Source organism: Candidatus Microthrix subdominans (assembly GCA_016719385.1).
Classification (GTDB): domain Bacteria; phylum Actinomycetota; class Acidimicrobiia; order Acidimicrobiales; family Microtrichaceae; genus Microthrix; species Microthrix subdominans.
Genome location: JADJZA010000003.1, coordinates 91,663 through 116,769 on the forward strand (window position 1 = coordinate 91,663; position 25,107 = coordinate 116,769).

Below are 25,107 nucleotides of genomic sequence, written 5' to 3' on the forward strand. Positions count from 1 at the left end.
CGATCGCCGCCGGCATCGGGTTCATGCTCACCGGCCTGGCCGACCTGGCGACCGCCTTCGACTCGAAGGGCTCCACCCGCCTACTGGCCTTGGTCCTCGGGGTGCTCGGAGTCGGCGCCGGAATCATCGCCTTCGTCTGGCCGGCCGCCACATTTGCCGTCATCGCCACGCTGGTGGCCTGGCTGCTGTTGCTGCGGGGCATCATCGGCATCGTCGGCGCCTTCGAATCCAAGAGCGCCGGGGTGGACCTGTGGTGGTTCCCCCTGCTGCTCGCCCTGCTCGAGATCGCCGTGGCTATCTGGGCCGTCCGCTATCCGGGCCGGTCGGTCGTCCTGTTGGTGTTGTGGATCGGCATCGCAGCGATCTCCCGCGGCATCACGTTGATGCTGGCCGGCTTCACCGTGCGTGCGGTCGGCAAGGCGCTCCCCCGCGGCTAGCGGCGACGCTTCGGAGGGGAGCCGAGCCTCCCCCAGCGTGAGCGTCAGCCACAACGCGGCCAGCACCCAACCGGAGACGACGTCGCCCGGGTGATGGACGCCCAGGGCCACCCGGCTGACGCCGATCGGGATCGCCACCGCCAGCGCTGCGCCCGTCGCGATGCCGACCCGCCGCCGTGGGGCGGCGCCATCGGTCGGCGTGCTCCGGGCGCCTGCGACCAGCCGGGCGGTGGCCACCAACACGATCATCGAGTTCATCGCATGACCGGAGGGAAAGCTGGACCCGCGGGCGAAGACAAGCGGGTCGAGTTCGGGACGGGCACGGGCGATCGTCACCTTGAGCGCGGTTTCCACCATGGCGCCCAGCCCACCGATCAGCACCAGGGTGATCGCAGCGCGCCGATCACCCCGTCCTTCCAGCCAGACGGCGCCCGCAAGCACGACCGCCACCAGCACGATCGGCGAGCCGATGATGGTCAGCTTCGCCGCCACCTCGCCGACCGCCGGGTGCGACGCCACCCAGCGGCGCAGCTCCGCCGTCGTTCGTTCGTCGAATCGATCGACCGCACCTCGGGTGATGACGGCCGCCAGCGCCATCCCGAGCGCGTACACGCCAGCCACTGCGGTCAGCCATCGCCGGCCCGACACCGGCAACGGTCCGCGATCAGCGGGTCGGCGCATACACCCGCAGCGAGCCGGGGCGCGTGGCCACCACGAAGTTGGATGGCCCCTCGAACACCTCGCCATCGACGGCGAGCATCGGGTTCTTCTCCTCGGAGGCGATGTTGAGGCGCTTCACCAGCCGGCGACGGTAGACGCGGCTTTTGCCGAGTGTTCCGGTCAGCAGCGCCAGCATCAGGCGCAGCCGCGCCGCCGGGGCCGAGCCGTCGACCAGCCGCAGGTCGATCAGGCCGTCGTCGAGGCGGGCCCGGGTAGCCGGCGCAAAACCGGGCGGGTCGTAGGCACAGTTGCCGAGGAAGATCATCCACACCCGGCGGGGCTTGCCGTCCATGACGATTTTCGTCGGGGTGGAGTGCCGGAGCACCTTCACCATCGCCACGAGCATGGCCGGCCATTTGCCGATGCGATCCTCCAGCTTCTCCCGGGCCACCACCAGCTCCGAGTAGCTGCCCAGGCTGGCGGTGTTGAGAAACGGACGGTCGGCGATCAAGGCGGTATCCACCTCCACAACCGTGCCTTCGAGCACCGCATCAACCGCCTCGGCGATCGTGTCGACGCCCAGGTCACGTGCGAAGTGGTTCAGGGTCCCGCCGGGAAATACCGCCAGCGCAATCCCGTGGGCCAACGCCACCTCGGCCGCTGCGTTGATGCTGCCGTCGCCACCGAGTACGCCCAGTGCCTTGGCCGTCTCCGTCGCACCGTCGAGCAGCTCCAACAGGTCGTCGCCGTCCTCAAACCTGACGATGGTGGCCCCGGGCAGCCCCTGGCGAATCTCCTCGATCTGGCCCTCGGCCTCATCGCCGCCTCCGCCTGAACCGGGGTTGACGACGACGGCAAGCCCTTCACCCTCCGGCCCAAGTTCGCCCGCAAAACGCTCCGGCGCCGGGGGTGCCTCGGCCGGCGACGTGTCGATGCGGGGCCACCATCGCAGGGTGGCGACCGCCGCAGCCGCTCCGACCGCTGCGCCGAGGGTGACCGAGCGCGCGCCCTGACGCTCCGGCAGGTCCCACGTGCCCACCAGGCCGACCACCGAGGCGACGGCGGTCCACGGAGCCGATTCCAGCGCAGCAGCGGTGACGAAGGCGGCGGCGGACGCCGCTTCGGCGGAGGGTTGGGACCAACCGGCGTCGGCCGAGCGTCCACCGGGGAGCAGCGCCAGGGCGGCCGAACGCGCCCCCATCGAGCGTGCGTCCCCGGCGCGTTCGCCCCGGTGGGTCAGGACCGTGATGGCCCGGACCATGCCACGTGAGCCGGCGACGGCGAGCAGCCCCCGCAGTGCGGCCCGCCGTCCCCGACGCCCGCCCGCAGAACCAAACACGACCGCCGTCGCCAACCACGACCACCACCCTGCCTCGCGCAGACGGGTGACGACCGAGGTCAAAGGTTGCTGAGCGTCCATCCCGGGCACGGTACCCAACCGGACGGCGGGGCACCCGTCCGAGTGAACGTTCCGCATCGACGAGCGTGGGCGCAGCGTCCCCCTCGGCCCGCCCCATGTGATGAACTCGGACGATGACCGACGTCGTCGCCACCGTCACCTCCTGCTTCCGCGCCCCGGTCAAGTCGATGCAGGGCCTCGAGGTGGACTCCCTCGAGTTCACCGTCGACGCTGCGGTCGGTGACCGCACCTGGGGCCTCATCGATCGCGACTCCGGCAAGCTGATGACCGCCAAGCGGTACAGCCGCCTGCTCAATGCCAGCGCAGATGACAATACGATCACCCTCGACGACGGACGGCAGGTTGACATCGGCGCCCCGGATGCCTCCCGGGTGCTGTCGGACTGGCTGGGCCGACCGGTCGAGCTGTGCCGGGCCGGGGAGGTACCCGACACCGGCTACGAGATGACCTTCGATCCCCCCGACGACGACGCCGAATATTTTGAGATCCCCACCCCGCCGGGGACGTTCCTCGACCTGGCAGCCGTCCACCTGATCAGCTCGGCCACCCTGGCCGGCTGCGCCGAAGCCCGGCCCGACCTCAACTGGGACGTGCGGCGGTTCCGCCCCAACCTGGTCGTCGACGTCGCCGACCACATCGAGCCCTTTGGGGAACAGGCCTGGCTGAACCGCCGCCTGAGGGTGGGCACCGCGGTGTTGTCGGTCGGGTCACCAACCGTACGCTGTGCCATGCCGCTGCGGGCCCAACCCGATGGGTTGGCCCGTCAACCGGGGCTGTTCGCCGCCATGAACGAACTCAACCCCGACCATCCCAACCACCTCGGCCTGTACCTTCAGGTCGTCAACCCTGGCACGATCGCAGTAGGCGACCGAGTCCACCTGGAAGGCTGAGCCGATGACATCACCCTCGACCGCACCCTCGACCACCGGCACTGCGCCCGATCCGACGCCGAGCCCGTTCGATCCCTACCAGCTCGGGCCGATCCGCCTGCGCAACCGCATCATCAAGGCGGCCACCTTCGAGGGGGTCATGCCCCGTGGGGCCGTGACCGACGAGCTGATCGAGTTCCATCGTCAGGTGGCCGCCGGCGGCGCCGCCATGTCGACGGTGGCGTACTGCTCGGTCTCGATGGGCGGCCGGGTGCATCGCAACACGTTGGTGATGCGCCCCGAGGTCACCGCCGACCTCGAGCGGCTCACCAACGCTGTGCACGAAGAGGGGGCCGCCGTCTCCGCTCAGCTCGGTCACGCCGGCATGGTGGCCAACGTTCACTCCAACCGCGCCCACACCCTGGCCCCCTCCACCCGCTGGAGCAACCCGGCCATGAGCATCGTCAAGGGCGCAACCGTGGCCCAGCTGGACGAGGTGACCGCGCAGTTCGCTGCCGCCGCCACCGTCGCCGAGAACGCCGGCTTCGACGCCGTCGAGATCCACCTCGGCCACAACTACCTGCCGTCGTCCTTCCTCAGCCCCAACCTCAACAAGCGCACCGACCGCTACGGCGGCAGCCTGGAGAACCGGCTGCGCTTCATCCGCCAGATCATCGATGCCGTGCGCGGTGCTGTCGACGACCGCGTGGCGGTGATCGCCAAGTTCAACATGGCCGACGGCGTCGAAAGGGGCCTGTGGCTGGAGGAGTCCCTGCAGTTCGCATCGATGCTCGAGGAGGACGGTCAGCTCGACGCACTCGTTCTCACCGGCGGCAGCTCGCTGCTCAACGGCATGTACTTCTTCCGGGGTGACGTGCCGATGGAGGAGTTCATCGCCACCCAGTCCAAGGTGGTCGGCCTGGGTCTGCGGGTGCTCGGCAGCAGGATCTTTCCCGAGCTGCCCTTCGAGGAAGCCTTCTTCCTGCCGTTCGCCCGGCAGTTCCGTGAGGCCCTGTCGATGCCGCTGGTGCTGCTCGGTGGCATCAACCGGCGCGACACGATCGAGAACGCGCTCGACGAGGGGTTCGAGATGACGGCGATGGCCCGGGCGCTGCTGCGCCAGCCCGACCTGCCCAACCTGATGCGGGACGAGCCCAAACATCACAACGGCCTGTGCGTTCACTGCAACAAGTGTCTGCCGACGATCTACTCGGGTACCCGCTGCGTGCTCGTCAACCCGGGCGCGACCGCCAGCGTGTGAGCGACAAGGTGTGAGCGGCTGGATGCTTGTCGCCGTGTCGGCGGCAAGCTTCCTGGCCACGGTCGGCCGTCGGACTACTCCTCGGCGTCGACCACAAGCGCGTAGGAGCCCAGGGAGCACAGGCGCGCAGCATCCACCTCGCCGGTGGTTGTCCGCACGGTCATCAGCTGGCCGGTGTCGCTGTCGAAGCTCACATCCTCGACGGTGCCCAGCTCGAAACCGGCCGTGTCCAGCACCCGGCTGCCCCGGATCGCCAGCTTGCCCTTGACCGCAAGCACCTCGCGTTCCTCATCCACCCGCTCGACGGCATCCTCGGAGTCGACGATCACCGCGTCGCCACCGAAGCGAAGCCGACCCCACTCGACGATGTCGGCGTTCTTTCCTCGACCGGAGATGTGCACCGCTTCGACCCGGTTAGCACCCGGGTCGATGATGAAGCCACGGATCTTGCCGATGTTGTCGGCCGAGTCTCCGGCAACCACCGTGCGCTTGTCCGCCGCGTTGAAGGTATCGATCACTGAGGGCCTCCCTCGTCGGTGGGACGTTCGGTGACGGGCGATGCGTTCATCATCCGCTCTCGATACTCCGTCACCGCCGCCCCGAAGCCGGCCAGGTCGTTGCGTATGAACTCGGTCGATTCCACCGGGACCAACAGGTTGTCGCCCGACAGCGCCATCTGGTCGCTGATCGGCACGAAGGCGGTGCCGTCCAAGTCGGGTGCGCTCACCTCGTAGCCCACCGCCTCCGGCCGGCGCCCGGTGCTCAACACCACACCGACGACCTCGCCCAGGGCATTGCCGTCGGAGGACACCACCCGGTTGCCGACGACCGGCTTGGCCGCCTTGAGATGGCGAAGCGACTCCTCGTCGGCTGCCGCCTCGTCGATCGCCGTCGTGTCATCGATCATCAGCGCATCGGCACCGATGCCGGTGACCGACTCGGCGGTGAGCACCTCCTTGAGGCGTCCCGCAAACATTCCTCGCTTGTTCAGCGTGAACCCGAGCAGCCGGTGTTCGCTGCCGTCGTAGATGACGTCTCGAACTTCGGCGAGGTCCTCGCCGGTGGCGATCGACACCACCGGGAGTCCGATCAGATCGCCCGCCCTCAGCAGGTGCGTCATCGCCGTTCCCCCTTGCTTGCGGAGGCGGCCAACACCGAACCCCGTCGGCGCGACCGCAGGATCATCAGCACCGCAATGATCAAGATGATGGCGACCACCACGGCGACGATGACCCAGGCCCATGCGTTCATAGTTGCGTCCGTTCTCAGAGATCGATGATCGTCAGTTTGCCGTATCGGTACATGTGGTGAGCGCCCTGCTCCTTCATCGCTGCGATGACCCGAGACCGGTTGTTCTCGCCAACCGAGACCGTGACCAGACCATGGCCCGCCTTCAGTTCCTCCTGAATCCGTTCGACGTACCGACCTTCCTCGCCGAGGCTCTGGATGGCGCGCTTGATGCCCCGCAGCACGCCACCGCCACCACCAACACCAACGCCACCGTCAGCGCCGTCAAAGCCGGGAGACAACTGTTCCAGTCCCTTTTGTCCTTGATAGACGTGAACCAGTTCGGGGTCGACGTCGAGGTCGGCCAGTTTGGACATCAGCTCGGGAACGTCGACGTCGGGGTTATCGATAATCCCGAACACCCGATCGTCGTGTTCACCCAGCACAGCGGCCGGATCAAGTGGTGAGGTCTTCTTGTGTTCGCTCATGTCATTCCTTCATGCCTCGCTGGTCGGCTTCGGCCGCCATCGGTTCCTGCCCAATGCCCGCCATCAGGACAGGTTAAACGCCGGCGCTGCCGCGCCCATCGCTGTGAGGACGCTCGGATGTGTTCGTTCTACAGATCGACAATGGAGAATGCGGCCCTCGTCACCGATGCGTTGCACGGTTCGAGCGATGCGGGTGAGGAACCCCTCGTCCGCTTCGGCCCCGGAGGAACGTGTCCCGGCACATCCCGGCGCCGATCAGCGCTGACCACCCTGGTCGGGCCACCCCTGATCGCCGATCAACGGCACGAAGCGCACCGCCCCCAGGTCTGCCTCCACCAACTCATCGCCGTGTCGGGTGACCTGCACCAGCCGCTGGTCGCCAGGCTCCCGCTCGACCGGCATCACCAGCCGGCCGCCGTCGGCCAGCTGCTCGAGGAGGGCGTCGGGCACGCTCGGTCCGGCCGCCGTGACGATGATGGCGTCGTAGGGCGCCCCGTCGGCGTACCCGAGCGACCCGTCGTCGGTCACCACCGTGACGTTGTCGTAGCCGAGCGAAGCCAGTAGGTCCGCAGCGCTCTTCGCCAGCAGGCCATGGCGCTCGACGCTCACCACGTCGGCGGCCACCCGGCTGAGCACCGCGGCCCCGTACCCCGAGCCGGTGCCGATCTCCAGGGCACGATCGGACGGGGCCACCTGGGCGCTCTCGGTCATCGCCGCCACGATGAAGGGCTGAGAGATCGTCTGGCCCTCGGCGATCGGCAGCGGACCGTCGTCGTAGGACCGGCGGCGCAGGTTCCTCGGCACGAAGCGCTCCCGGGGCACCTCACCCATCGCTTTGAGCACGCGCTGGTCGACGAGCCCTCGATCCACCAGTTGGCGCTGCACCATCGCGTTGCGCCGAGCCGCCATCGCATCCGGGGGCTCCGCGCCATCTCGGGGCGCTGCGCCATCTCGGCGCGCCGTGTCCCCTCCAAGGTCACGGTCATCGCGGCTGGGCGCAGCGTCGTCGGCGTCGCCGCCGCCGCCGCCATCGAACTCGGAGGTCCCCATAAACACCAACCTACGACGTGGCCGGGTAGCGTCGGGCGCAATGACGACCCCAGCACCATCCCGGCCTCGCCGGCGGGTCGGACCCACCCGCCAGGCGATCACCAACAGCTTCGGAACCGACCCCAGGCTGGTGGGATCCGAACCCGACTACAGGTTCACGCTGGCCAACGAGCGCACGTACCTCGCCTGGATCCGCACGGCCCTCGCACTGGCGGCCGGCGGGCTGGGAACGATCACGGTGATCGATACATTTTACGGCCAGGAGTTATTGGGCCTCATGTTGCTCGGCCTCAGCTTCATCACCGCCGCCACCTCGTATCGGCGCTGGTCGGCCAACGAACGATCGATTCGCCTCGAGCGGCCGCTGCCCCCATCGATCCTCCCCCAGGTGATGACGATCGGCACGGCGCTGGTGGCGATCGCTGCCAGCGTGCTCGTCATCGTGGGCAAGCTGTGAGCCAGAAACCGCGGCTCGCCCCCGAACTGGACAAGCCGGGGCTTCAGCCCGAGCGGAACGCCCTGGCCTGGGAGCGCACCGCCATCTCGATGCTGCTGCTCGGCGTTGTGCTGGCACGAGCCGGATCGAAGGGCGGGCACTGGGCGATCGCTCTGGCCGGGCTGGTTCAGACCGTGATCGGTTCGGCGGTGCTCGTCTGGGCCGGGTTCCATTACCGCCACCTGCACGGCCCGATCGAACACGGCGGGGACCGAGTGGTCCACCCGGGTGCGGCCCGAGCGGTCGGGTGGACCACGGTTGCGTTCACCGCCGTCAGCGTGGTGGTTGCGGTCGATCTGATCCTGAGCTGACCGCCCGCAGGTCGGCCGACCTGTCGAGAATGGCGCACCACCTTCGGCCGCTCTCCCCGACGAGGAGGCTGAGCCGGTAGCGTGTCCGGGTGCTCCTCATCGGAATCATCATCACAGGCATGGTCGTCGGCGCTGCGGCGCAGTTCATCCTCGGACGCGAAGGCGGCCAGGTCGACTGGACGATGGCCTTCGTCGCCGGCATCGCCGGATCGTTCATCGGCGGCCTGATCATCAACCTGATCAACGGCGACGGGCTCAAGCTCGGCCCGAGCGGGCTGATCGGTTCGCTGGTCGGCGCCCTCATCGTCACCGCCATCTGGCAGGCGGTGAACGCCAGGAAGGCGGCCGGCACCAAGTCGGTCGCTCCGGGGCGCACCAAAACGCAGCGCTAAGCGAACGGCCGGGCCGCTACCCTCCCCTCGGGGTACCCACCAAGGGGGGAAACCACGTGAGCGATCTCGATCCGCACCCGGCCAGCGGGTTCACCGAGGCGGCCAACTCCGCCGCCGTCGTCAACTTCGACGACGAGGTCGACTTCGCAGCCGCTCGGCGCGGCCTGGTGGCGCAGCTGCCCGGCGGCCGGGTCGAACAGGACGGCAATGCCGTGTGGGACGTCGCCAGCCACGACTTTCTGCGCACCGATGAGGCGCCGCCTGCGACCGTGCATCCTGGCCTGTGGCGCCAGGGCCGCCTCAACTCCAATCACGGCCTGTTCGAGGTGGCCGACGGCGTGTGGCAGGCCCGCGGCTACGACATCTCCAACATCACCTTCATGGCGGCCGACTCCGGCTGGCTGATAATCGACCCGCTCACCACCGAGGCGACCGCCGCCGCCTGCCTGGCCCTCGCCAACGACACCCTGGGCGAGCGACCGGTGACCGCTGTGATCTACACCCACAGCCACGTCGACCACTTCGGCGGCGTGCTCGGCGTCACCACGGAGGACGCGGTCAACGCCGGCGACGTGCGCATCATCGCCCCCGACGGGTTCCTCGAGGAGGCGGTGAAGGAGAACGGCCACGCCGGGCCGATCATGTCGCGCCGGGCGCTGTACCAGTTCGGTCCGCTACTGGCCCCGGGCCCCCGGGGCCAGGTGGACGCCGGGTTGGGTCAGGCGCTCCCCCTCGGGGCCTCCAACCTGTTGGCCCCCACCGAGACGATCGCCGCCACCGGCGAGGAGCTCAACGTCGACGGTATCCGCATCGTGTTCCAGAACACCCCCGACGCCGAGGCGCCAGCGGAAATGAACTTCTTCTTCCCCGACAAGTCGCTCTTGTGCCTGGCCGAGAACTGCACCCACAACCTGCACAACCTGTATCCGATCCGCGGCGCCCAAACCCGAGACGCGCTCGCCTGGAGCAAATACCTCCAGGAGGCGCTGGTGATGTGGGGCGACCACACCGACATCTGCTTCGCCAGCCACCACTGGCCACGCTTCGGCGGCGACGACGCCCGCGCGTTCATCGCCCTGCAACGCGACGTCTACCGCTGGATGCACGACCAGACGCTGCGCTTGGCCAACCACGGCCACACCCCCGACGAGATCGCCGACGAACTCAGCCTGCCCGAGTGCTTCTCCCACCAGAGCCACGTGCAGGGCTACTACGGCACGGTCAGCCACAACGTGCGCTCGGTGTACAACCGCTACCTGGGTTGGTACGACGGCAACCCGGCCAACCTGCACCCGCTGCCCCCGGTCGAGGCCGCTGGTCGCTACGTCGAGATGATGGGCGGCGCCGACAATGTGATCGCGGGTGCCCGTCGGGCCTACTCGGAGGGCGAGTACCGCTGGGTGGCCCAGGTGCTCAACCACGTGGTCTTCGACGATCCCGCCAACGCCGAGGCGCGGCGGCTGTCCGCCGACGCGATGGAGCAGCTGGGCTACCAGTCCGAGTCGGCCACCTGGCGCAACGCCTACCTGTGGGGAGCCTTCGAACTGCGCCACGGCTCGCTCCAGCTCGGCCGTGCCCGCCAGCCGGCGATGGCCCGGGCGATGACCGGCGACCTGCTGATCGATGCGATGGGCGTCCGCTTCAACCCGGCCAGGTTTCGGGATCGAGCCTCAATCCTGTGGCGGTTGACCGACCTGGACGAGACGCAGCTGATCGAGGTGAGCAACCACGCCATCTCGCAGCGGCGTCTCCCCCTCGATGCCGTGCCGGGCGGCGCCGGCGTCCCAGCGGTGGACGTGGTCGTCGGCCTCGATCGGGCGACGATGGTGACGATCACCGACGAGGCCGAGCGCTTCGGCCCGCTGGTCGACGACGGCACGATCACGATCGAGTCCGGCGACGCCGCGGTCGCCGCCGAGTTCCTTTCGGCCCTCGACGTGTTCCAGACCGCAAACATCATCGAGCCCTAGAACACCCTTACCACCACCCCACCCCACCCCACCCCCCACCCCCGAAGTCGGGAGCCCAAAGCGCGCTCAGACGGTCGTTTCCACTCCCGAGTTGCCGGCAGCACCCCCACCCTGCCCGAACCGGGGAGCCCAAAGCGCGCTCAGACGGTCGTCTGCACTCCCGAGTTGCCGGCAGCACCCCCACCCTGCCCGAACCGGGGAGCCCAAAGCGCGCCCAGACGGTCATCTGCACTCCCGAGTTGCCGGGGACGCATGCTGGCGCTAGGCCGGCCGACCGATATGCCGTCTTGTTTGTATCGCCACATTTGATACATTGAGCGAACAACCCTAAGGGACCAGCGAAGGAGCACGATGGACACCGACGTTGCCTCCCTGTTCTGGTTCGCAGTTCCCGGCATCCTGGTGCCCGGAGTCCTGCTCGTCCTGGCGTTTCGAAGCCCGACCTGGAAGCAGATGACCCGCTGGGCCACGCAGGCGCAGGTCACGATCACCACGCACAACGACGACATGATCCGGGACCGACTCGGTCGAGCGCGTCGCTACCGGTCCCTGGTCAGCCTCCCCTTCTGGTGGATCTTCGCCCTTCCCACGATCCTGACGAAGCCCCTTCCCGGTTGGATTGACGGCGCCGCCTGGATTCCGCTCACCGGGTACATGCTCGGCTCCATGTTGGCCGCCGTCTCACAGCCGGAAAAGCCAGGCAACGTCCGTGCCGCCGAGCTATCCCCCCGTTTACCGTCCCGATACGCCCAACCCCGAGCCCGGCTGGCTCCGTGGCTCGTGCTGTCCACTGCCATTATCCTCTTCGGGCTGGCCAAAGCGTTTCCACCCATGTATGCGTTGTCGGTGCGGGCGCAGGTCCCCCAACTGTTGACTGCAGTGGCGGTCGCCGCGCTGGCCGAGGTGGCGCTTCGGGTGATCGGGCGCCAACCCCAAATGACCGGAAGCGCCACCAGGAGGGCGGCCGACGACGCGCTGCGGTCCACCGGCGCCACGGCAGCCGTCGCCTCGGCCATCATGATGTCGCTCATCACGCTCGGTTCGGCGATTCGAGTCTCGTTGGGTTCAGGGCAACGGGCCTGGGTGGGGTTGCCGGCGATGGTGATCGTCGGAGGACTCACCTACATCGTCTTCGCCGCCATCATCACTCAACAACCGTGGGCACCGACGTGGCGACGGCCGCTACAGCTCGCACCGAAGACCCACCCGGATCCGACCACGAAATCGGTCGGCGCATGATCATCACCGTCGATGCGGCAGCGGAGATTCCGCCCTATGCCCAGGTGCGCAGCCAGATACTGGATGCCATCGCCACCGGTGCGCTGCCACCTGGCACCCGGCTGCCGACGATCCGTCAGCTGGCAGGCGACCTGGGGCTGGCAAACAACACCGTTGCCCGGGCCTACCGTGAGCTACTGGCCGACGGCGTGCTCGAGTCCGGGGTCGGCGAGGCACGTTCGTGCGCGACCAAGCGACCGACGTGGTGCCCGACGCCCGAACGCAGCGCCTCGAAGAACTGGTTCGCACCTACGTCGACGGCGCCCGCTCCATCGGCGTGCCTAGGGACGAGATCGTCGGCGCGCTCGACCGAGCGCTGGGCTCGTAACGGGGACCGTCCGAGTTCACCAACACCCCCGAACCGGGGAGCCCACAGCGCGGTCTGACGGTCACCTGCACTCCCGAGTTGCCGGCAGCACCCCCACCCTGCCCGAACCGGGGAGCCCACAGCGCGCCCAGACGGTCACCTGCACTCCCGAGTTGGCAGTGCTTCCGGAGTTGGCAGTGCACCGGAGGTGGCGAGCGTCACCGAACGGTGGAGGGGGTCAGTTGGCGAACTCGTTCAGCCGGTCGAGGATGGCGGTCATGGTGGGCTCGGCCTGGTCGGTGTCGAAGATGTTCTGGGCGTGAGCAGACCCGGGCAGAATGATCGCCTCATTGTCGTCGCCCTCGGCGGTGTCTGCCATCTGGGTGGAGACGTCGGCCACCGGCTCGTCCTCGCTGGCGATGAACAGCTTCGGGGAGGCGCCCAGCCCGTCGACCACCGAGTTGGGCGACAACAAGATGATCTGATCGGGCAGGTCGGGCTGCTGGGAAACGAGTCCCATCGTCCCGCCGGCCCCTGCGCTCGCTCCGAGCAGCGCCACGTCGGCGATGTTGCGCTCCTCGTTGAGGTAGGTGACCGCAGCCTCGATGCCCTCGGGGCTGATGTCCTCGACCGCAACAACGGTGGCGTCCTGGGCGGCGATCGCCGTGGCCTGGTCCTCCCAGCTCGCAGCGTCGAACGCCGCACCGTGGGCGAGCACCACCCCGTAGCTGCCGTCGCCCCAGAGGACTGCCTCGCCGGCGCCGGTGTCGATTCGCTCGCCGCTGGTTGCGGCCGCAGCCCCGTTGGCGCTGTCACCGGAGGCTGTATCCCCGGAGCTCGCGTCGCCTGAGTCGCCGCAGGCCGCGCCGACGAGCGCAACGAGAACAAACAGGCCGAGGAATCTGAACCGGGAGCGTGACATCGGACCAACGTACGGGCCGGTCAGCGCCGAGTTTGGTCGGGTGTTGGCCCAGGCCACGCCTGGCAGTCGGCCCGTCGGGCCCGCCCGAGTGCCAGGATCGGGCCGTGACCGCCATCGCCACCACCAGCCCGACGGGCACGAACGCCGCCCTGCGAAACGCCGCCCCGCTTCTGATCGGCGTGGCCCTGCTGATGGTGGGCAACGGGCTCAGCTCAACCCTCCTCGGCACCCGGGCCGGACTGATCGGCTTCTCTCCGACCGTCATCGGCATCGTGTTGTCCGGCTACTACGTCGGGTTCGTGGTCGGCTCGATGACCACCCCCGGGGCGATCGAGCGGGTGGGGCACGTGCGGGTGTTCGCCGGCCTGGCCTCGTTGGGTTCGGGCGCACTGCTGATTCACCTGGTCACTCCGGACGCCGTCACGTGGTTTGCGCTCCGTGCCGTCTCGGGGCTGTGCATCGCCGGCCTGTATGTCGTGTCCGAGACCTGGCTGAACGGCGCAGCGACCAACGAGTCGCGTGGCACGTTGCTCGCTACCTACATGGCGGTGGTTGGCGCCGGGGTGTTTTCCGGGCAGATGCTCTACGCAGCGTCCGATCCCGCCGGGGTAGGCGCGTTCGTGATGGCATCGGTGCTGGTGTCATTGGCGGTAGTTCCCGTGTCGTTGGCCAGCTTCAAAGCCCCAGAGGCGCCGGAGCCGAGCCGCATGCCTTGGGGCCACCTCATCGAGGTAGCCCCGCTTGCCCCGGTTGGCGCGATCGCCTCGGGGTTTGTCGTCGCGGCCATGCTGAGCGGCGGGGTGGTGTACGCCGCCGAAGCGGGGCTGGACCGCCAGGCCACCGGTGCGTTCATCGGAGCCGCGCTCCTGGGTGGCGTGGCCCTTCAGGTGCCGTTGGGCCGATGGTCGGACCGGGTCGACCGCCGCTTGGTAATCGCCGTCGCGACGGCGGGTGGGGCCGCTGCGAGCCTGGCTGTGGCCGTAGTGGGGCCGACCCACCGGTTGATCATCATCGCCCTCACCACCGTGGCCGGCGGCGCCACCTTCTCGCTGTACTCCCTCACGCTGGCGCACGCTAACGACTACTTGGACGATCACCTCACCGTTGCCGCCGGCGCCCGCATGGTGCTGTTGCAGGGCGTCGGAGCGATTGCCGGGCCGGTTGTCGGCGCGGCGTTGGTGGGCCGGGTGGGCCCGGGAGCACTGTTCGTCTCGATGGCCGTCGCCTACAGCACCGCCGGACTCTTCGCCGTCGCGCGGATGTTCATCCGCGCTGCGGCGCCGGAAGAGGACCGCGCCGACTTCTCGCCCGTCGCCGTCGGCGGGGCCACCGTGACCGGGTTCGAGGCCGACCTCGACGACCTGTACCCGGCGACCGGCGGGACGATCGAGCACAACGACGGCGCAGTGGGTTACCAGGAGCGCGGCCCGTTCGATCGCGACGCGGTCGTCCTGTTGGGCACGCCCCCGGGCCGAGACGTCGAATGGCGCAACGTGTTGGCGGCGCTTGCGTTCGACGGCTTCCGGGCGATCACCGCCTGGACCGCAGATGACTTCACGCGTGCGCTGACGACCGAGGACGTGTTTGCGCTGCTGCGGCACTTGGAGCTGCCGTGGGCCTCCTACGTCGGCGCCGGACGGAGCGCCCTGCTGGTAGCCAGGCTGACCGTCCAACACCCGGACCGCACGAACGGCGTCCTCACCATTGTCGAGTCCGGTGAGGCCCCGCCGGAAGCGACCGGCGGCCCGTCGGTCGACGATCACGTCGCCATACTGGGGGTCGACGATTCGCTGTGGGACAACCCCGAGGCACTGGCCGACCGCATCGCCGAGTCGTTCCGCTACCGGTCGGCCACCCGCTGAGAGCGACCGCTGCCTCCGGCGGCGGCGGGCCGACAAATTCGCTCGCCCGACCCAGCGTGGTGGGGTAGATTCGCCCACGTGAAGTGAGCAGCGCAACGACCCATGCCCGGTTCCTCCGGGCCGATGCCCCTCCCGGTACCACTCGTCGAAAGCCGCTTCATGCCTGTTCATCCCCCAATTCGCCATGTCACCCTCACGGCGCGCAACCTGTCGGCCGAACGTGGCGGCATCGCCGTGCTCGACGCGATCGATCTGAGCGTCTCGACCGGCGACCGCCTCGGCATCGTCGGACCCAACGGTGTGGGCAAATCAACGCTGCTCGCCGCACTGTCGGGCTCCTTGCGCCCCGACTCCGGCACCGTGACGCCGGCTCCGCCCAACGCCAGCATCGCGCTGCTCGCCCAGGAACGGGAGCGCCGAACGGGCGAAACCGTACGGGCGATGCTGGCCCGGCGTTCGGGCACTGCCGAAGCCGAGGCGAGGTTTCAGGCGGCCACCGCCCTCCTCGCCGAGGGGAGGCCCGGCGCGGACGACGCCTACCAGGCGGCCTACGACCGTTGGATGGAGGTGGGCGCCGCAGACTTTCCGACCCGCTGCGTGGAGACCTGGGCCAGGCTCGGCCACAGCGCAGCGCTCCTCGATCAGGCGACTTCGACGTTGTCGGGTGGCCAAGCCGGTCGGGCAGCGCTGGCGTCGATCCTGCTCACGCGCGCCGACGTTGTCCTGCTCGACGAACCGACCAACGACCTCGACTTCGATGGTTTGGACTTTCTTGAGGCCTACGTCGAAGGCAGCGACAGCGCCATCGTGATCGTCAGCCACGATCGCTCATTTCTGGAGCGGACGATCACCGGTGTGCTCGAACTGGACGAGCATGCCCACACCGGCTCGTATTTCGCCGGCGGATGGACCGGCTACCTGACCGAACGCGCCGTCGAGCGACGCCACGCCGAGCAGGCGTTTTCCACCTACGACTCCACCCGCGCCGACCTGGTGCAGCGCGCCCAACGCACGCGCGACTGGGCCACCGACGGTGCCAGGCGCGCCGGGCGCAACCCCCGGGACGGCGACAAGTTCATCAAGGCCCACAACCTGGCCCAGAGCGAGAAGTTGGCTGGGAAGGCGGCCCGGCTGGACCGGGCCCTTGAGCGTCTCGATGTCGTCGACAAGCCGTGGGAGGGCTGGGACCTGCGGATGAACCTGACGTCGACCGCTCGCAGCGGCGACATGGTGGCCATGCTGAGCCACGCCACGATCCGTCGCGACGACTTCGTGCTTGGACCCGTTGACCTCGAGATCTCCTGGGCCGAACGGGTGGCGATCGTGGGGCCCAACGGATCGGGCAAGACCACCCTGTTGAACGCGCTTCTCGGGCGGCTTCCGCTCGAATCCGGCGAGTCCCGGCTGGGGCGGTCGGTCGTGGTCGGCGAGCTGAACCAGGCGCGCGATCAGTTCGGCGGCGACGACGACGAGGGGGAGACCAACAGCAGTAGCCCCGCCACGCTGCTCGACGGCTTCATCAATGCCTCGGGCCTGGCGATCTCCGAGGCTCGGTCGTTACTGGCCAAGTTTGACCTCGGTGCGGGCGACGTCGAGCGACGCTCCGTCGAGCTATCGCCGGGTGAACGAACCAGGGCAGCGCTGGCGCTGTTGATGGCCCGACAGGTGAACTGCCTGGTGCTCGATGAGCCGACCAACCACTTGGACCTGCCCGCCATCGAACAGCTCGAGTCGGCGCTGGAGTCGTGGGATGGGACGCTGCTGCTGATCACGCACGACCGCCGGTTTCTGGAGGCGATCGAGATCACCCGCACCGTCGACCTCGCCGACCTGTCGTGACGCGGGCCGCCCCGAGTGCCGTCGTGTCTCATTTGGCAGACCTGAAAGTGATTCCTAATGTCAGGCGCGCTGTGCGACGACCAAGAAGGTTGTTGTTCAACGATCACAGCGATCGTTGCGCAAGCGGGGCTTGCGCACCAGCACAACAAGGGGGAATACATGAACAAGCAAAGGCTTACTTCGACTCGAACCGGTATGGCGGTGACCGTTCTTGCGTTGCTCACACTGATTGCCGCAGCGTGTGCGCCGGCACCTACAGCGGCGACCGTTTTCTCCTCGGATGCGTTAGGTAGCATCCGTATCAACGTGACGGTGCCGGGCGACCCGGACGCCGATCCACCGACCCAGGATCAGACGCTCCCCGTCGACATCCCGCTCACCGGCGTGGCATCGGGCACCTGGGACACGGGAGACACCGGCCAGTTCGATGTGGACCTGGCGCTCGACAGCGGCTCGTTCCCGCTTGACGTCCCGGGCATCGGCACCCTGACGATCACCTACAGCATCAACGACGTCGCAACCGGGTCGGGGAGCTTTGACCCACAAACGGGCATCGGCGGCTTTGGCACCAGCATCGTCTTCACCGTCGACTCGGTCGACCTTCTGGGCCCGATCCCTCCACCGTGCGACCTGGCATTCGGCATGTCGCTCAACGGAATGATCGACCCCGGCACCGGGATGCTCGGCGTGGGCCAGGACGGCTTTGCTGTCACGCCCCCTGCCGAGACGGACTGCGGTGGACTGGGTGGCATCTTCGGTGACCTGCTGGGCGGACCGGACAACTCGGTCACCCTCAGCTTCCAGGTTGGTCCGGTCCTGGAACCAGGGAGCTGATCCGAGGCCGTTCCATCCGTTGTCGAATGGAACCAGGAAAACCACTGTCAAGAAGCGGCCCGGTCGATTCGTCGGCCGGGCCGCTTCGTCATGGGGGCGACCCCTGTGCGAGTTCGGCCGTGTGCTTCGGCGGTCCGATCGGGCCGTTGACATTATTGAGGTCTCTTCCTACTGTCAGAGACGCTGCCCAGGGATCTCGATTGCTGCTTGACGATCGGAGGGTTCGTTGAGCAAGCGGGGGCTTCCGTGACAGCCAAACAGGGGGAAATGGCATGAGCAAGCGAAGGCTGACTTCGACGCGAAGCGGGATGGCAGTGGCCGTGCTGGCGGTGCTCACACTCGTCGCCACAGCGTGTTCACCGGCACCGCCTGCGACGTTCGACTCCGCCGTCACCATGAACATCCACATCGATGTGACGGTGCCCGGCAACCCAAACGCCAATCCACCGACCGCCGATCAGCCGCTCCACTTCGACATCCCGTTGGCCGGCCAGGCGGTGGGAAGCTGGAACGCGGGGGACACCGGCCAGCTCGATGTGAACCTGGCGATGGACGACGGCGCGTTCCCGATCGATGGCCCGGGCCTCCCAACCTTATGGTTCCATTACCGCATCGCCGACGCCGCAATCGGGACGGGGACCTTCGACCCGCAAACGGGCACCGGCGGCTTTGACACCAGCATCGTCTTCACCGTCACCGATCTCACCGCGTTGAGCGGCGTGATCCGACCGCCATGCGACCTGACCTACGATATGTCGCTCGTCGGCCAGATCGATCCGAATACCGGCATGCTGAACGCAAGCCAGAACGGCTTCGACGTCACGCCCCCGGGTCCGTCGGACTGCGGCGAACTCCAGAGGCTCGTCGCCCTACTGTTCGGCGCACCGGACAACTCGGTCACCGTCAGCTTCCTCGTCGGCTAATCCTCACCCTGGCCGATCGGGTCGCTTGACACCCAGTACCTCCATTCCTATGGTCGCCCGTGCTGTCCAACGATCACACTGATCGTTGGACAACGGTCAGAGCGATCGTTGTGCGAGCGGGATGTGCTCGCCGGCCCATCAGGGGAGACCACATGAAACAACGAAGGCTTACGTCCACGCGAACCGGCTTGGCGGTGACCGTACTGGCACTGTTGACGCTCATTGCCGCAGCGTGTGCACCGGCGCCGGCACCGGGGTTCGACTCCGCCGTTTCCGGGAATATCCACATCGACGTAACGGTGCCGGGCGATCCGGACGCCGAGCCGCCGACCGCAGATGAGATCATTCCCGTCGACATCCCTGTCACCGGCCAGGCAACCGGCGCTTGGGACCAAGCGGACACAGGCTTTTTCGACGTGGAACTTGCTCTCGACGGCGGTTCGTTCCCGCTGGAGGTCCCGGGCCTCGGAACCCTGACGGTCACCTACAGCATCAACAACGTTGCCACCGGGTACGGTCAGTTCCAACCGCAAACGGGCATTGGCGGCTTTGACACGAGCATCGTCTTCACCGTCGACGAGGTCGACGCTCTGGGCCCGATCTCTCAACCGTGTGACCTGGAATTCGGCATGTCGCTCGGCGGACAGATCGACCCCGACACCGGAATGCTCGACGTGGGCCGGGACGGCTTTGGTGTCAACCCCCCTGCCGAGACGGACTGCGGTGGACTGGGTGGCATCTTCGGTGACCTGCTCGGAGGACCGGACAACTCGGTCAACCTCAGCTTCCTGGTCGGTACGATCTCAGAACCAGCCAGCTGACCCAAGGCCGTTCCGTCCGTTGCCGAACGGAACGAGCAATCCAAGACCATGAAGCGGCCCGGTCGATTCGTCGGCCGGGCCGCTCTGTCGTTGTGGATCCCCTCTACCCGGGGTCGGCGGTCAGGATGACGGTGGCGTCGGTGAAGTTCTCGGTGACCGCCGGGTCGAGCCCCACCGGCTCGGGGTCGATCCCCAGGCTGTAGCGCAGGAAGGCCACGCTGAAGTGATCGATCGCCTCGAACGCCTTGGCGGGGTCGAGCTGATCGTCCTCGCAGCCGTCGGAGGCCAGAGCCAGCAGGTTGTCGGGCAGGTCCAAGCCGATCTCGCCGACCAGCCCGACCAACCCGCCCTGGTCCTTCCCGATCAGGCAGATGTCGGAGAACACCAGGTGCCCCGCACCTTCGATCTTCACCAAGTATTTGGGCGGCCGCATTCCGTCGTACACCTCTTCACTGGCGGTGAACGGGATGATGTTGTCCTTGGTGCCGGCCATCACCATGCCCGGGACGTCGGGCACCGGCGGTGGCGCTTCACCGTCCTCAGTGCGGTTGCCGATCGAGTAGGCGATGAATGCCTTCACGCGCGGCTCGGCGCTCGCCTCACGGTAGGCGGCGCCCGCGCCCGCCGAGTGGCCGGCCACGGTCACCATGTCCTCGTCGAGCAGGCCGGTGAGGGGCGAGTCCTTCAGCGCCAGCGCTGCATCGAGTGAGGCGGACAGCACCTCGGGATCCTCCCGCTCTGCAACCCCCTCGGCCGCCGTCCCCAGCTGTCCGCCCAGGCTGCGCTCGACGTGGTCGGGTGCAACGACGACAAAGCCCCAGGACGCCAGGTGGGTGACCAGGTCGGCGGACTGCTCGGGAAAGCCGGCGAAGCCGTGGCTGAACAGCACGACCGGATAGGGGCCGTCTGCGCCGGCATCGGCGTCGGGGTGGGCGGCGATCTCATACAGGGGGCGCTTGTCGGCGGGGATCTGGGCCTGCAGCCCTGGGTTGAGCAGCCCGGCGAGGTCAAATGACTCGAGCGGCAGGTCGGTGGCGCTGTCGGCGGCCGGGTACCAGGCCTGCACTCGGCGGCCGTCGTCCAGCTTGAATGCGATGGTACCCACCTCGTTCGGACCACGCTCGGCGTAGGCCGCGTCGGCGCCAACGTCCGCTGCGCTGGTCGTCGAAGCCGCTTCCCCGGAGTTCGCGCTGTCTGGCGCCGCCTCGTCCGAGTCGGAACACCCGGCGACAACCATCAGCAGAGCGACGAACGGAACGAACCACTTGGTTGGGCGCATTGCCGCAGGGTAACCAGCGAACGCCGCACGGTGCTCGACCGGCGCGTGGCTACCCGGGCGATCGAGATCGTTAGAGTCTCCTCGTCGCGTTGCCGTCGGCCAGAGCCAGATCGACCTCCGGCTCCCCACTCATTCCCCCACCTGCCGAGGAGGCCCTGTGTTCCTCGCCCTACGAGACCTGAAGTTTGCCCGGGGCCGCTTCGCCTTGGTCGGCCTGGTGATCGGGTTGGTCGCTTTGATGGCCACGCTGCTGTCCGGCCTGGCCAACGGGCTGGTCGACGACGGCATCTCCGGGTTGCGAGCGCTGCCCCTGACGCACCTGGCCTTCCAGCCCGGTGCGGACAGCACGTTCAGTCGCTCGACCCTGACCGATGTAAACGTCGAGCCGTACGAGAAGCTCGACGGCGTGGAGGCATCGGCGCTGGGCGTGTCGTTCTTCAACGCCAAGCGCGCCAACGGCTCGACGATCGACATGGCACTGTTTGGCATCCCGGAGGACAGCTTTCTTGCACCCCGGGGTGAAGCCCGACAGGCGCTTGCGGGACGACCCGGTCTGGTGCTCAGCGACGAGTTCCAAACCGACGGCATCAAGGTGGGCGACCTGCTGACCGTCGTCGGCATCGACGAGGAACTGCCGGTGCTCGGGTTCACCTACTCCGGGTCGTACGGGCACGTGCCGATCGCCTTTACGTCGCTCGAGACCTGGCAGGACCTGCTGTACGGCGACAACGCCAAAGGTCGCTTCTCCGCCATCGCCCTGAAGGCCGACGACGGGACCAACTTTGCCGCCGCCGAGCAGGCATCGGACACCGAGGCGGAGACCAAGGACGCCGCCTACGCCGGCTCTCCCGGCTACACCGGTGAAACGTCCACGATGAGCCTGATCCAGAACTTCCTGTTGGTGATCTCGGCCCTGATCGTTGGGGCGTTCTTCACGGTATGGACCGTGCAGCGGGCCTCCCAGATCGCGCTGCTCAGGGCACTGGGTGCCTCCAGGTCCTACGTGCTGCGCGACGCCCTCGGGCAGATGGCGATCGTCTTGGTGTCCACTGCGATGCTCGGGTCGCTCCTGGCGGTCGCCATCGGCTCGCTCGTCAGCACCAACGCCCCGTTCCGGCTGGCAGCCGGCCCCATCCTTTCCACGATCGGCCTGCTCATCCTCTTCGGCATGATCGGCTGTCTGATCGCCGTCAGACGGATCACCTCGGTCGACCCGATCATGGCGTTGCGGAGCCAGCCGTGAATCGCGCCCGCCACCACGAAGGACGGATGGCATGAACCTGCACCTCGATTCGGTCACCGTGACCGTGCCCGACGGGCGCGACACCCGGACAATCTGCGACGAGATATCACTGAGCGTCGAACCCGGCGAGGTTGTGGCGCTCACCGGCGCCTCCGGTTCGGGTAAGTCCACCCTGCTCGCCGTCGCCGCCCTGCTGTTGCGTCCCGACTCCGGAAAGGTGACCGTGGCGGGCGTCGAGGCCACCGACCTGTCCGACGCCGAACGCACCCGGCTGCGCCGTGATCACATCGGCATCGTCTACCAGGCGGCCAGCCTGTTTCCGTCGCTCACCGCTCGCGAACAGGTGCGCCTGGTCGCCCACATCTCCGGCAACCTCAACGACACGACCAAAAAACGCGCCGACGAACTGTTGGAACGGGTCGGGTTGACCGACCGGGCCGACGCCCGACCCGCCGAGCTGTCCGGCGGCGAACGCCAACGTGTCGGCATCGCCCGTGCGCTGATGGGCTCCCCGTCGGTGCTGCTCGCCGACGAACCCACCGCCGCGCTCGACGCCGAACGCGGCGTCGCCATCATGGACCTGCTGACCGAGAACGCGACGTCGATGGGCATCGCCACCGTCGTCGTCACCCACGCGCCGGATCAGCTCGAGGAGGACCGGACGTTCAGCATCGGCGGCGGTCGCCTCGCCGAGGTCCGACCGAAGCCGAGCCGCTGACCAGGGTTCGGGCCCTGCCCCCGGTCGGCGACGATCTCCTCGACGTCAACCTCAGTAGCTGAACGTGGTGGCGCCCTCGTCGCCGATCCACTCCCACATAGGCACCGTGCCGCCGATGGTGGCGCCGCCGATCAGCGCACCCTCGTCGAGCTGGCGGGCGGCGAAGCAGGCCGGACAGACGAGCACCTTGCCGGACGCGGCGACGTAGCGGTCGAGCAACCCTTCGATCGAGGGGAAACCGTCGCAGTCCGAACCCGCCGCGCCGCCCTCGAGCGCCAACAGCACCGCCTCCTTGGTGAGAAACATCAGGGAGGGGCGACCCGCTTCCGCGGCGGCGACCGCCACCAACAGCGCGATGGCCACCGTCTCGGGGTCGCCCAGACCGGTGTTCAGGTTGACCACTGCCTTGTTGCTCATCGCAAACTCCTCACCACGCTGGCCGTTGTTGACCAGACCGGGTGCGACAGTACCCGGTGTGACACAAACCGCGCGTCACCCCTGGCGGATCTCATGGGCACGATCCGCATGGTGCTGTTCGGAGCGAATGGTGTCGGGACCAACCTGCACCAGCCTCAGCACGGTGACCAGCCCGACGCCTCCCACGACGTTGCCGAGCACCGCCCACGCGACCGCGCCAAGCGCATCGATCCACCCGAAGGGTGCGTGGCCGGTAAACAGGGCACCCATCATCTCGAGCGACCCGACCACCGAATGGTTCAGCGGGGGCGCAGCCAGCAGGAATGCCGTCACGACGGCGATCGCCAGCTGGGCGAGCATGTCTCGGTTGGCCCGCTGGATCCAGGTCATCAACGTGATGACGACGCCTCCCAGGATGCCGCCGGCAAAGCTGACCCAGCCGATGCCCATCTCGGGATAGTGGCGCCCAACCTCGATGGCGGTTGCGTCGAGTCCCTGGATCGAGGTCATCACCAGGCCGACCAGCAGCGCCCCGCCCAGCCAGTTGCTCACCAGCGTGGTCGCCCACAGCCGCAGGAGCGCCAGTCCATCGCGCCGCTCGGTCAGCACCACCGTCACCGGCATCATGAAGTTTTCGGTGAACAGTTCGCTGCGGGCCAACGTGAGGATGATGAAGCCGCTGGCGAATGCCAGCGAGGCCAACATCTGGCTGCCGGTGGCCTCCTTGACCACCAGCAACGCCAGCACGCCGATACCGACATCCATGCCACCCACCACGCCGGTGGCTGACATGTTGGGCAGGCTGCGATGCAGCCGCTCCTCCCCGGAGATCAACGACCGGTGGAAGGCGCGCGACAGCTGAATGTCGGCGCTCTCCTCGACGGCGTCGTCCTGGCGGGCCTGCTCGGCCCGGCCGTCCAGCCGCTCCCGTTCCTCCGAGGTTAATTCCGACGAAGGTCGCTCATCGGAGGAGCGCTGAGAGGTCGAATCCATCGGCCATGTATCCCCACATCGGGCCCACGACAAACCAGGCGGACGGCCGACGACGTCGCCGGCGCCGGGTCGCTGTGCCCGGCAGGCCGCGGTGCCCGGCAGGTCGCGGTGCCCGGCAGGCTGCTGTGCCCGGCAGGCTATGGGGCCTTGGAGATGACCTCGGCCTCGTAGCGCTCCAGCGCGGCGTCGGTGTCCTTCCAGAACAGGAAGGACGGCAAGACCACCCGGTCGACCCCCATCTCGGCGAGCGCCTTCACCTCGTCGAGGGCACGCGAGCCGACCGCCCCGTTACCCCCGCTTGTCAACACGAGATCGTCGGGGTCGTTGCCCGCCTCGGCGGCCGCGGCTCGGGCAACGTCGAACAGCCGGGTGAGCTCGGCGTGGTCGCCCTTGCCCGGGAAGAACCCATCGCCCAGACGACCGGCCCGGCGGGCAGCGGCGTCGGAGTGCCCGCCGACGTGAACCGGGATGGCGCCGCGCTCCGGCTGGGGCCGCATCACGCAGTCGTCGAAGCTGGTGAACTCACCGTGGTGGGTGGCCCGGTCGTCCGCCCACAACGCCCGCATGGCGGCGATGTAGTCGTCGGTGCGTCGGCCGCGACCGTCGAAGGGCACGCCGAGCGCGTCGAACTCCTCCTCAAGCCATCCGACACCGATGCCAAACTCCATGCGTCCACCGGACATCGCGTCGAGCGTGGCCAACTGCTTGGCAAGCACCAGCGGGTTGCGCTGGGGCACGATCAAAATGCCGGTCGCCAACTTGATGCGTGACGTCACCGCCGCCAGGTAGGACAGCCAGATCAACGGATCGGGGATGGGCGCGTCGTCGTTGCCGGGCATCCGACCCGACGGGTCGTAGGGGTAGGTCGACTCGTACCCCGCCGGCACGACGACGTGCTCGACGGTCCACAGCGATTCGAACCCCACCTCCTCGGCCTTGATGGCGAAGGCGGCCGCCGCCTCCGGGTCGACAAATGGTCCGGTATTGGCGAAGACGATCCCAAAGTCCATGCGGGCAAGCTAGCGGCGCGTCCCGCCGCACGCTGCCGGAGGTCCCACCGCAACCCCCGCCATGTGGCATCGACGGGTAC

At 68.1% G+C, this 25,107-nt stretch carries 25 protein-coding genes and 1 pseudogene; 15 read left to right on the top strand and 11 right to left on the bottom strand.

Annotated elements, in window-relative coordinates:
• Nucleotides 1-80: 80 nt before the first annotated feature.
• Entirely contained in the window at nucleotides 81-1,118 is a 1,038-nt protein-coding gene (locus tag IPN02_07150; GenBank protein MBK9296612.1) for a phosphatase PAP2 family protein, read from the bottom strand.
• Nucleotides 1,102-2,517, bottom strand: coding sequence for a hypothetical protein (locus tag IPN02_07155; GenBank protein ID MBK9296613.1), 1,416 nt, complete (start codon nucleotides 2,515-2,517; stop codon nucleotides 1,102-1,104). The genes IPN02_07150 and IPN02_07155 overlap by 17 nt, the downstream gene beginning before the upstream one ends.
• Before the next feature lie 113 nt (nucleotides 2,518-2,630).
• Here IPN02_07155 and IPN02_07160 point away from each other — a divergent pair, with 113 nt between their 5' ends.
• Entirely contained in the window at nucleotides 2,631-3,407 is a 777-nt protein-coding gene (locus IPN02_07160) for an MOSC domain-containing protein (GenBank protein MBK9296614.1), read from the top strand.
• Nucleotides 3,408-3,411: 4 nt separating this feature from the next.
• Complete coding sequence (locus IPN02_07165) at nucleotides 3,412-4,647, top strand: NADH:flavin oxidoreductase (GenBank protein ID MBK9296615.1); 1,236 nt, start codon at nucleotides 3,412-3,414, stop codon at nucleotides 4,645-4,647.
• A gap of 74 nt (nucleotides 4,648-4,721) precedes the next feature.
• Here IPN02_07165 and IPN02_07170 read toward each other — a convergent pair whose 3' ends face one another.
• The 4 genes from IPN02_07170 to IPN02_07185 form a co-directional block, all read right to left on the bottom strand.
• Nucleotides 4,722-5,165 carry a PRC-barrel domain-containing protein gene (locus tag IPN02_07170; protein ID MBK9296616.1) on the bottom strand — a complete coding sequence of 148 codons (444 nt, stop codon included), beginning with the start codon at nucleotides 5,163-5,165 and terminating at the stop codon, nucleotides 4,722-4,724.
• Nucleotides 5,162-5,767: a PRC-barrel domain-containing protein gene (locus IPN02_07175; GenBank protein MBK9296617.1), complete on the bottom strand. Its 606-nt coding sequence runs from the start codon at nucleotides 5,765-5,767 to the stop codon at nucleotides 5,162-5,164. The genes IPN02_07170 and IPN02_07175 overlap by 4 nt, the downstream gene beginning before the upstream one ends.
• A gap of 145 nt (nucleotides 5,768-5,912) precedes the next feature.
• Nucleotides 5,913-6,362 carry a hypothetical protein gene (locus IPN02_07180; protein MBK9296618.1) on the bottom strand — a complete coding sequence of 150 codons (450 nt, stop codon included), beginning with the start codon at nucleotides 6,360-6,362 and terminating at the stop codon, nucleotides 5,913-5,915.
• A 255-nt stretch (nucleotides 6,363-6,617) separates the two neighbouring features.
• Nucleotides 6,618-7,271: a protein-L-isoaspartate(D-aspartate) O-methyltransferase gene (locus IPN02_07185; GenBank protein ID MBK9296619.1), complete on the bottom strand. Its 654-nt coding sequence runs from the start codon at nucleotides 7,269-7,271 to the stop codon at nucleotides 6,618-6,620.
• 181 nt (nucleotides 7,272-7,452) lie between these two features.
• Between IPN02_07185 and IPN02_07190 the strand changes: the two genes are divergently transcribed.
• From IPN02_07190 to IPN02_07215, 6 genes and pseudogenes are all read left to right on the top strand, one after another.
• The gene (locus IPN02_07190; protein ID MBK9296620.1) at nucleotides 7,453-7,869 is read left to right on the top strand and encodes a DUF202 domain-containing protein; all 417 of its coding nucleotides are present in this window, start codon (nucleotides 7,453-7,455) and stop codon (nucleotides 7,867-7,869) included.
• Entirely contained in the window at nucleotides 7,866-8,219 is a 354-nt protein-coding gene (locus IPN02_07195) for a DUF202 domain-containing protein (GenBank protein ID MBK9296621.1), read from the top strand. Before IPN02_07190 ends, IPN02_07195 begins: the two co-directional genes overlap by 4 nt.
• An 89-nt stretch (nucleotides 8,220-8,308) precedes the next feature.
• On the top strand, nucleotides 8,309-8,611 hold the full coding sequence (locus IPN02_07200; protein MBK9296622.1) for a GlsB/YeaQ/YmgE family stress response membrane protein: 303 nt from the start codon (nucleotides 8,309-8,311) through the stop codon (nucleotides 8,609-8,611).
• A gap of 56 nt (nucleotides 8,612-8,667) precedes the next feature.
• Nucleotides 8,668-10,581 (top strand): MBL fold metallo-hydrolase, encoded by a 1,914-nt coding sequence (locus IPN02_07205; GenBank protein MBK9296623.1) that lies wholly within the window; start codon nucleotides 8,668-8,670, stop codon nucleotides 10,579-10,581.
• A 351-nt stretch (nucleotides 10,582-10,932) separates the two neighbouring features.
• Nucleotides 10,933-11,820, top strand: a complete 888-nt coding sequence (locus IPN02_07210; GenBank protein ID MBK9296624.1) for a hypothetical protein — start codon at nucleotides 10,933-10,935, stop codon at nucleotides 11,818-11,820.
• A pseudogene (locus IPN02_07215) lies at nucleotides 11,817-12,187 on the top strand (GntR family transcriptional regulator). The gene IPN02_07210 and the pseudogene IPN02_07215 overlap by 4 nt, the downstream one beginning before the upstream one ends.
• A 217-nt stretch (nucleotides 12,188-12,404) precedes the next feature.
• Here IPN02_07215 and IPN02_07220 read toward each other — a convergent pair.
• On the bottom strand, nucleotides 12,405-12,644 hold the full coding sequence (locus IPN02_07220) for a hypothetical protein (protein MBK9296625.1): 240 nt from the start codon (nucleotides 12,642-12,644) through the stop codon (nucleotides 12,405-12,407).
• A gap of 548 nt (nucleotides 12,645-13,192) precedes the next feature.
• Between IPN02_07220 and IPN02_07225 the strand changes: the two genes are divergently transcribed.
• From IPN02_07225 to IPN02_07245, 5 genes are all read left to right on the top strand, one after another.
• A complete protein-coding gene (locus IPN02_07225; GenBank protein ID MBK9296626.1) occupies nucleotides 13,193-14,950 on the top strand; it encodes an MFS transporter in 1,758 nt (585 codons plus the stop codon).
• A gap of 159 nt (nucleotides 14,951-15,109) precedes the next feature.
• Nucleotides 15,110-16,789 (top strand): ABC-F family ATP-binding cassette domain-containing protein, encoded by a 1,680-nt coding sequence (locus IPN02_07230; GenBank protein ID MBK9296627.1) that lies wholly within the window; start codon nucleotides 15,110-15,112, stop codon nucleotides 16,787-16,789.
• A gap of 159 nt (nucleotides 16,790-16,948) precedes the next feature.
• Nucleotides 16,949-17,623, top strand: a complete 675-nt coding sequence (locus IPN02_07235) for a hypothetical protein (GenBank protein ID MBK9296628.1) — start codon at nucleotides 16,949-16,951, stop codon at nucleotides 17,621-17,623.
• Nucleotides 17,624-17,895: 272 nt separating this feature from the next.
• A complete protein-coding gene (locus IPN02_07240) occupies nucleotides 17,896-18,546 on the top strand; it encodes a hypothetical protein (protein MBK9296629.1) in 651 nt (216 codons plus the stop codon).
• A gap of 152 nt (nucleotides 18,547-18,698) precedes the next feature.
• A complete protein-coding gene (locus tag IPN02_07245) occupies nucleotides 18,699-19,367 on the top strand; it encodes a hypothetical protein (protein MBK9296630.1) in 669 nt (222 codons plus the stop codon).
• A 103-nt stretch (nucleotides 19,368-19,470) separates the two neighbouring features.
• Here the strand turns inward: IPN02_07245 and IPN02_07250 are convergent, their stop codons facing one another.
• Nucleotides 19,471-20,646 carry a dienelactone hydrolase family protein gene (locus IPN02_07250; GenBank protein MBK9296631.1) on the bottom strand — a complete coding sequence of 392 codons (1,176 nt, stop codon included), beginning with the start codon at nucleotides 20,644-20,646 and terminating at the stop codon, nucleotides 19,471-19,473.
• Between the two features lie 157 nt (nucleotides 20,647-20,803).
• Here IPN02_07250 and IPN02_07255 point away from each other — a divergent pair, with 157 nt between their 5' ends.
• Together IPN02_07255 and IPN02_07260 are read left to right on the top strand one after the other, a co-directional pair.
• Nucleotides 20,804-21,889, top strand: a complete 1,086-nt coding sequence (locus tag IPN02_07255) for an ABC transporter permease (GenBank protein ID MBK9296632.1) — start codon at nucleotides 20,804-20,806, stop codon at nucleotides 21,887-21,889.
• A gap of 31 nt (nucleotides 21,890-21,920) precedes the next feature.
• Nucleotides 21,921-22,607, top strand: coding sequence for an ABC transporter ATP-binding protein (locus IPN02_07260; protein ID MBK9296633.1), 687 nt, complete (start codon nucleotides 21,921-21,923; stop codon nucleotides 22,605-22,607).
• A gap of 51 nt (nucleotides 22,608-22,658) precedes the next feature.
• On the opposite strand, the gene IPN02_07265 is transcribed toward IPN02_07260, so the two are convergent.
• The 3 genes from IPN02_07265 to IPN02_07275 form a co-directional block, all read right to left on the bottom strand.
• Nucleotides 22,659-23,024 (bottom strand): DsrE family protein, encoded by a 366-nt coding sequence (locus IPN02_07265; protein ID MBK9296634.1) that lies wholly within the window; start codon nucleotides 23,022-23,024, stop codon nucleotides 22,659-22,661.
• Between the two features lie 75 nt (nucleotides 23,025-23,099).
• On the bottom strand, nucleotides 23,100-24,017 hold the full coding sequence (locus IPN02_07270; protein MBK9296635.1) for a formate/nitrite transporter family protein: 918 nt from the start codon (nucleotides 24,015-24,017) through the stop codon (nucleotides 23,100-23,102).
• A 137-nt stretch (nucleotides 24,018-24,154) separates the two neighbouring features.
• Nucleotides 24,155-25,027, bottom strand: a complete 873-nt coding sequence (locus IPN02_07275; GenBank protein MBK9296636.1) for an LLM class F420-dependent oxidoreductase — start codon at nucleotides 25,025-25,027, stop codon at nucleotides 24,155-24,157.
• Nucleotides 25,028-25,107 lie beyond the last annotated feature (80 nt).

Bases quoted from the DNA above. Each gene is read 5' to 3' on its own strand.
- IPN02_07165 (MBK9296615.1), top strand. From the start codon at position 3,412: ATGACATCACCCTCGACCGCACCCTCGACCACCGGCACTGCGCCCGAT.
- IPN02_07250 (MBK9296631.1), bottom strand. From the start codon at position 20,646: ATGCGCCCAACCAAGTGGTTCGTTCCGTTCGTCGCTCTGCTGATGGTT.
- IPN02_07260 (MBK9296633.1), top strand. From the start codon at position 21,921: ATGAACCTGCACCTCGATTCGGTCACCGTGACCGTGCCCGACGGGCGC.
- IPN02_07185 (MBK9296619.1), bottom strand. From the start codon at position 7,271: ATGGCGGCTCGGCGCAACGCGATGGTGCAGCGCCAACTGGTGGATCGA.
- IPN02_07160 (MBK9296614.1), top strand. From the start codon at position 2,631: ATGACCGACGTCGTCGCCACCGTCACCTCCTGCTTCCGCGCCCCGGTC.
- IPN02_07210 (MBK9296624.1), top strand. From the start codon at position 10,933: ATGGACACCGACGTTGCCTCCCTGTTCTGGTTCGCAGTTCCCGGCATC.
- IPN02_07190 (MBK9296620.1), top strand. From the start codon at position 7,453: ATGACGACCCCAGCACCATCCCGGCCTCGCCGGCGGGTCGGACCCACC.
- IPN02_07275 (MBK9296636.1), bottom strand. From the start codon at position 25,027: ATGGACTTTGGGATCGTCTTCGCCAATACCGGACCATTTGTCGACCCG.
- IPN02_07270 (MBK9296635.1), bottom strand. From the start codon at position 24,017: ATGGATTCGACCTCTCAGCGCTCCTCCGATGAGCGACCTTCGTCGGAA.
- IPN02_07240 (MBK9296629.1), top strand. From the start codon at position 17,896: ATGAGCAAGCGAAGGCTGACTTCGACGCGAAGCGGGATGGCAGTGGCC.
- IPN02_07155 (MBK9296613.1), bottom strand. From the start codon at position 2,517: ATGGACGCTCAGCAACCTTTGACCTCGGTCGTCACCCGTCTGCGCGAG.
- IPN02_07265 (MBK9296634.1), bottom strand. From the start codon at position 23,024: ATGAGCAACAAGGCAGTGGTCAACCTGAACACCGGTCTGGGCGACCCC.
- IPN02_07175 (MBK9296617.1), bottom strand. From the start codon at position 5,767: ATGACGCACCTGCTGAGGGCGGGCGATCTGATCGGACTCCCGGTGGTG.
- IPN02_07235 (MBK9296628.1), top strand. From the start codon at position 16,949: ATGAACAAGCAAAGGCTTACTTCGACTCGAACCGGTATGGCGGTGACC.
- IPN02_07245 (MBK9296630.1), top strand. From the start codon at position 18,699: ATGAAACAACGAAGGCTTACGTCCACGCGAACCGGCTTGGCGGTGACC.
- IPN02_07150 (MBK9296612.1), bottom strand. From the start codon at position 1,118: ATGCGCCGACCCGCTGATCGCGGACCGTTGCCGGTGTCGGGCCGGCGA.
- IPN02_07180 (MBK9296618.1), bottom strand. From the start codon at position 6,362: ATGAGCGAACACAAGAAGACCTCACCACTTGATCCGGCCGCTGTGCTG.
- IPN02_07230 (MBK9296627.1), top strand. From the start codon at position 15,110: ATGCCTGTTCATCCCCCAATTCGCCATGTCACCCTCACGGCGCGCAAC.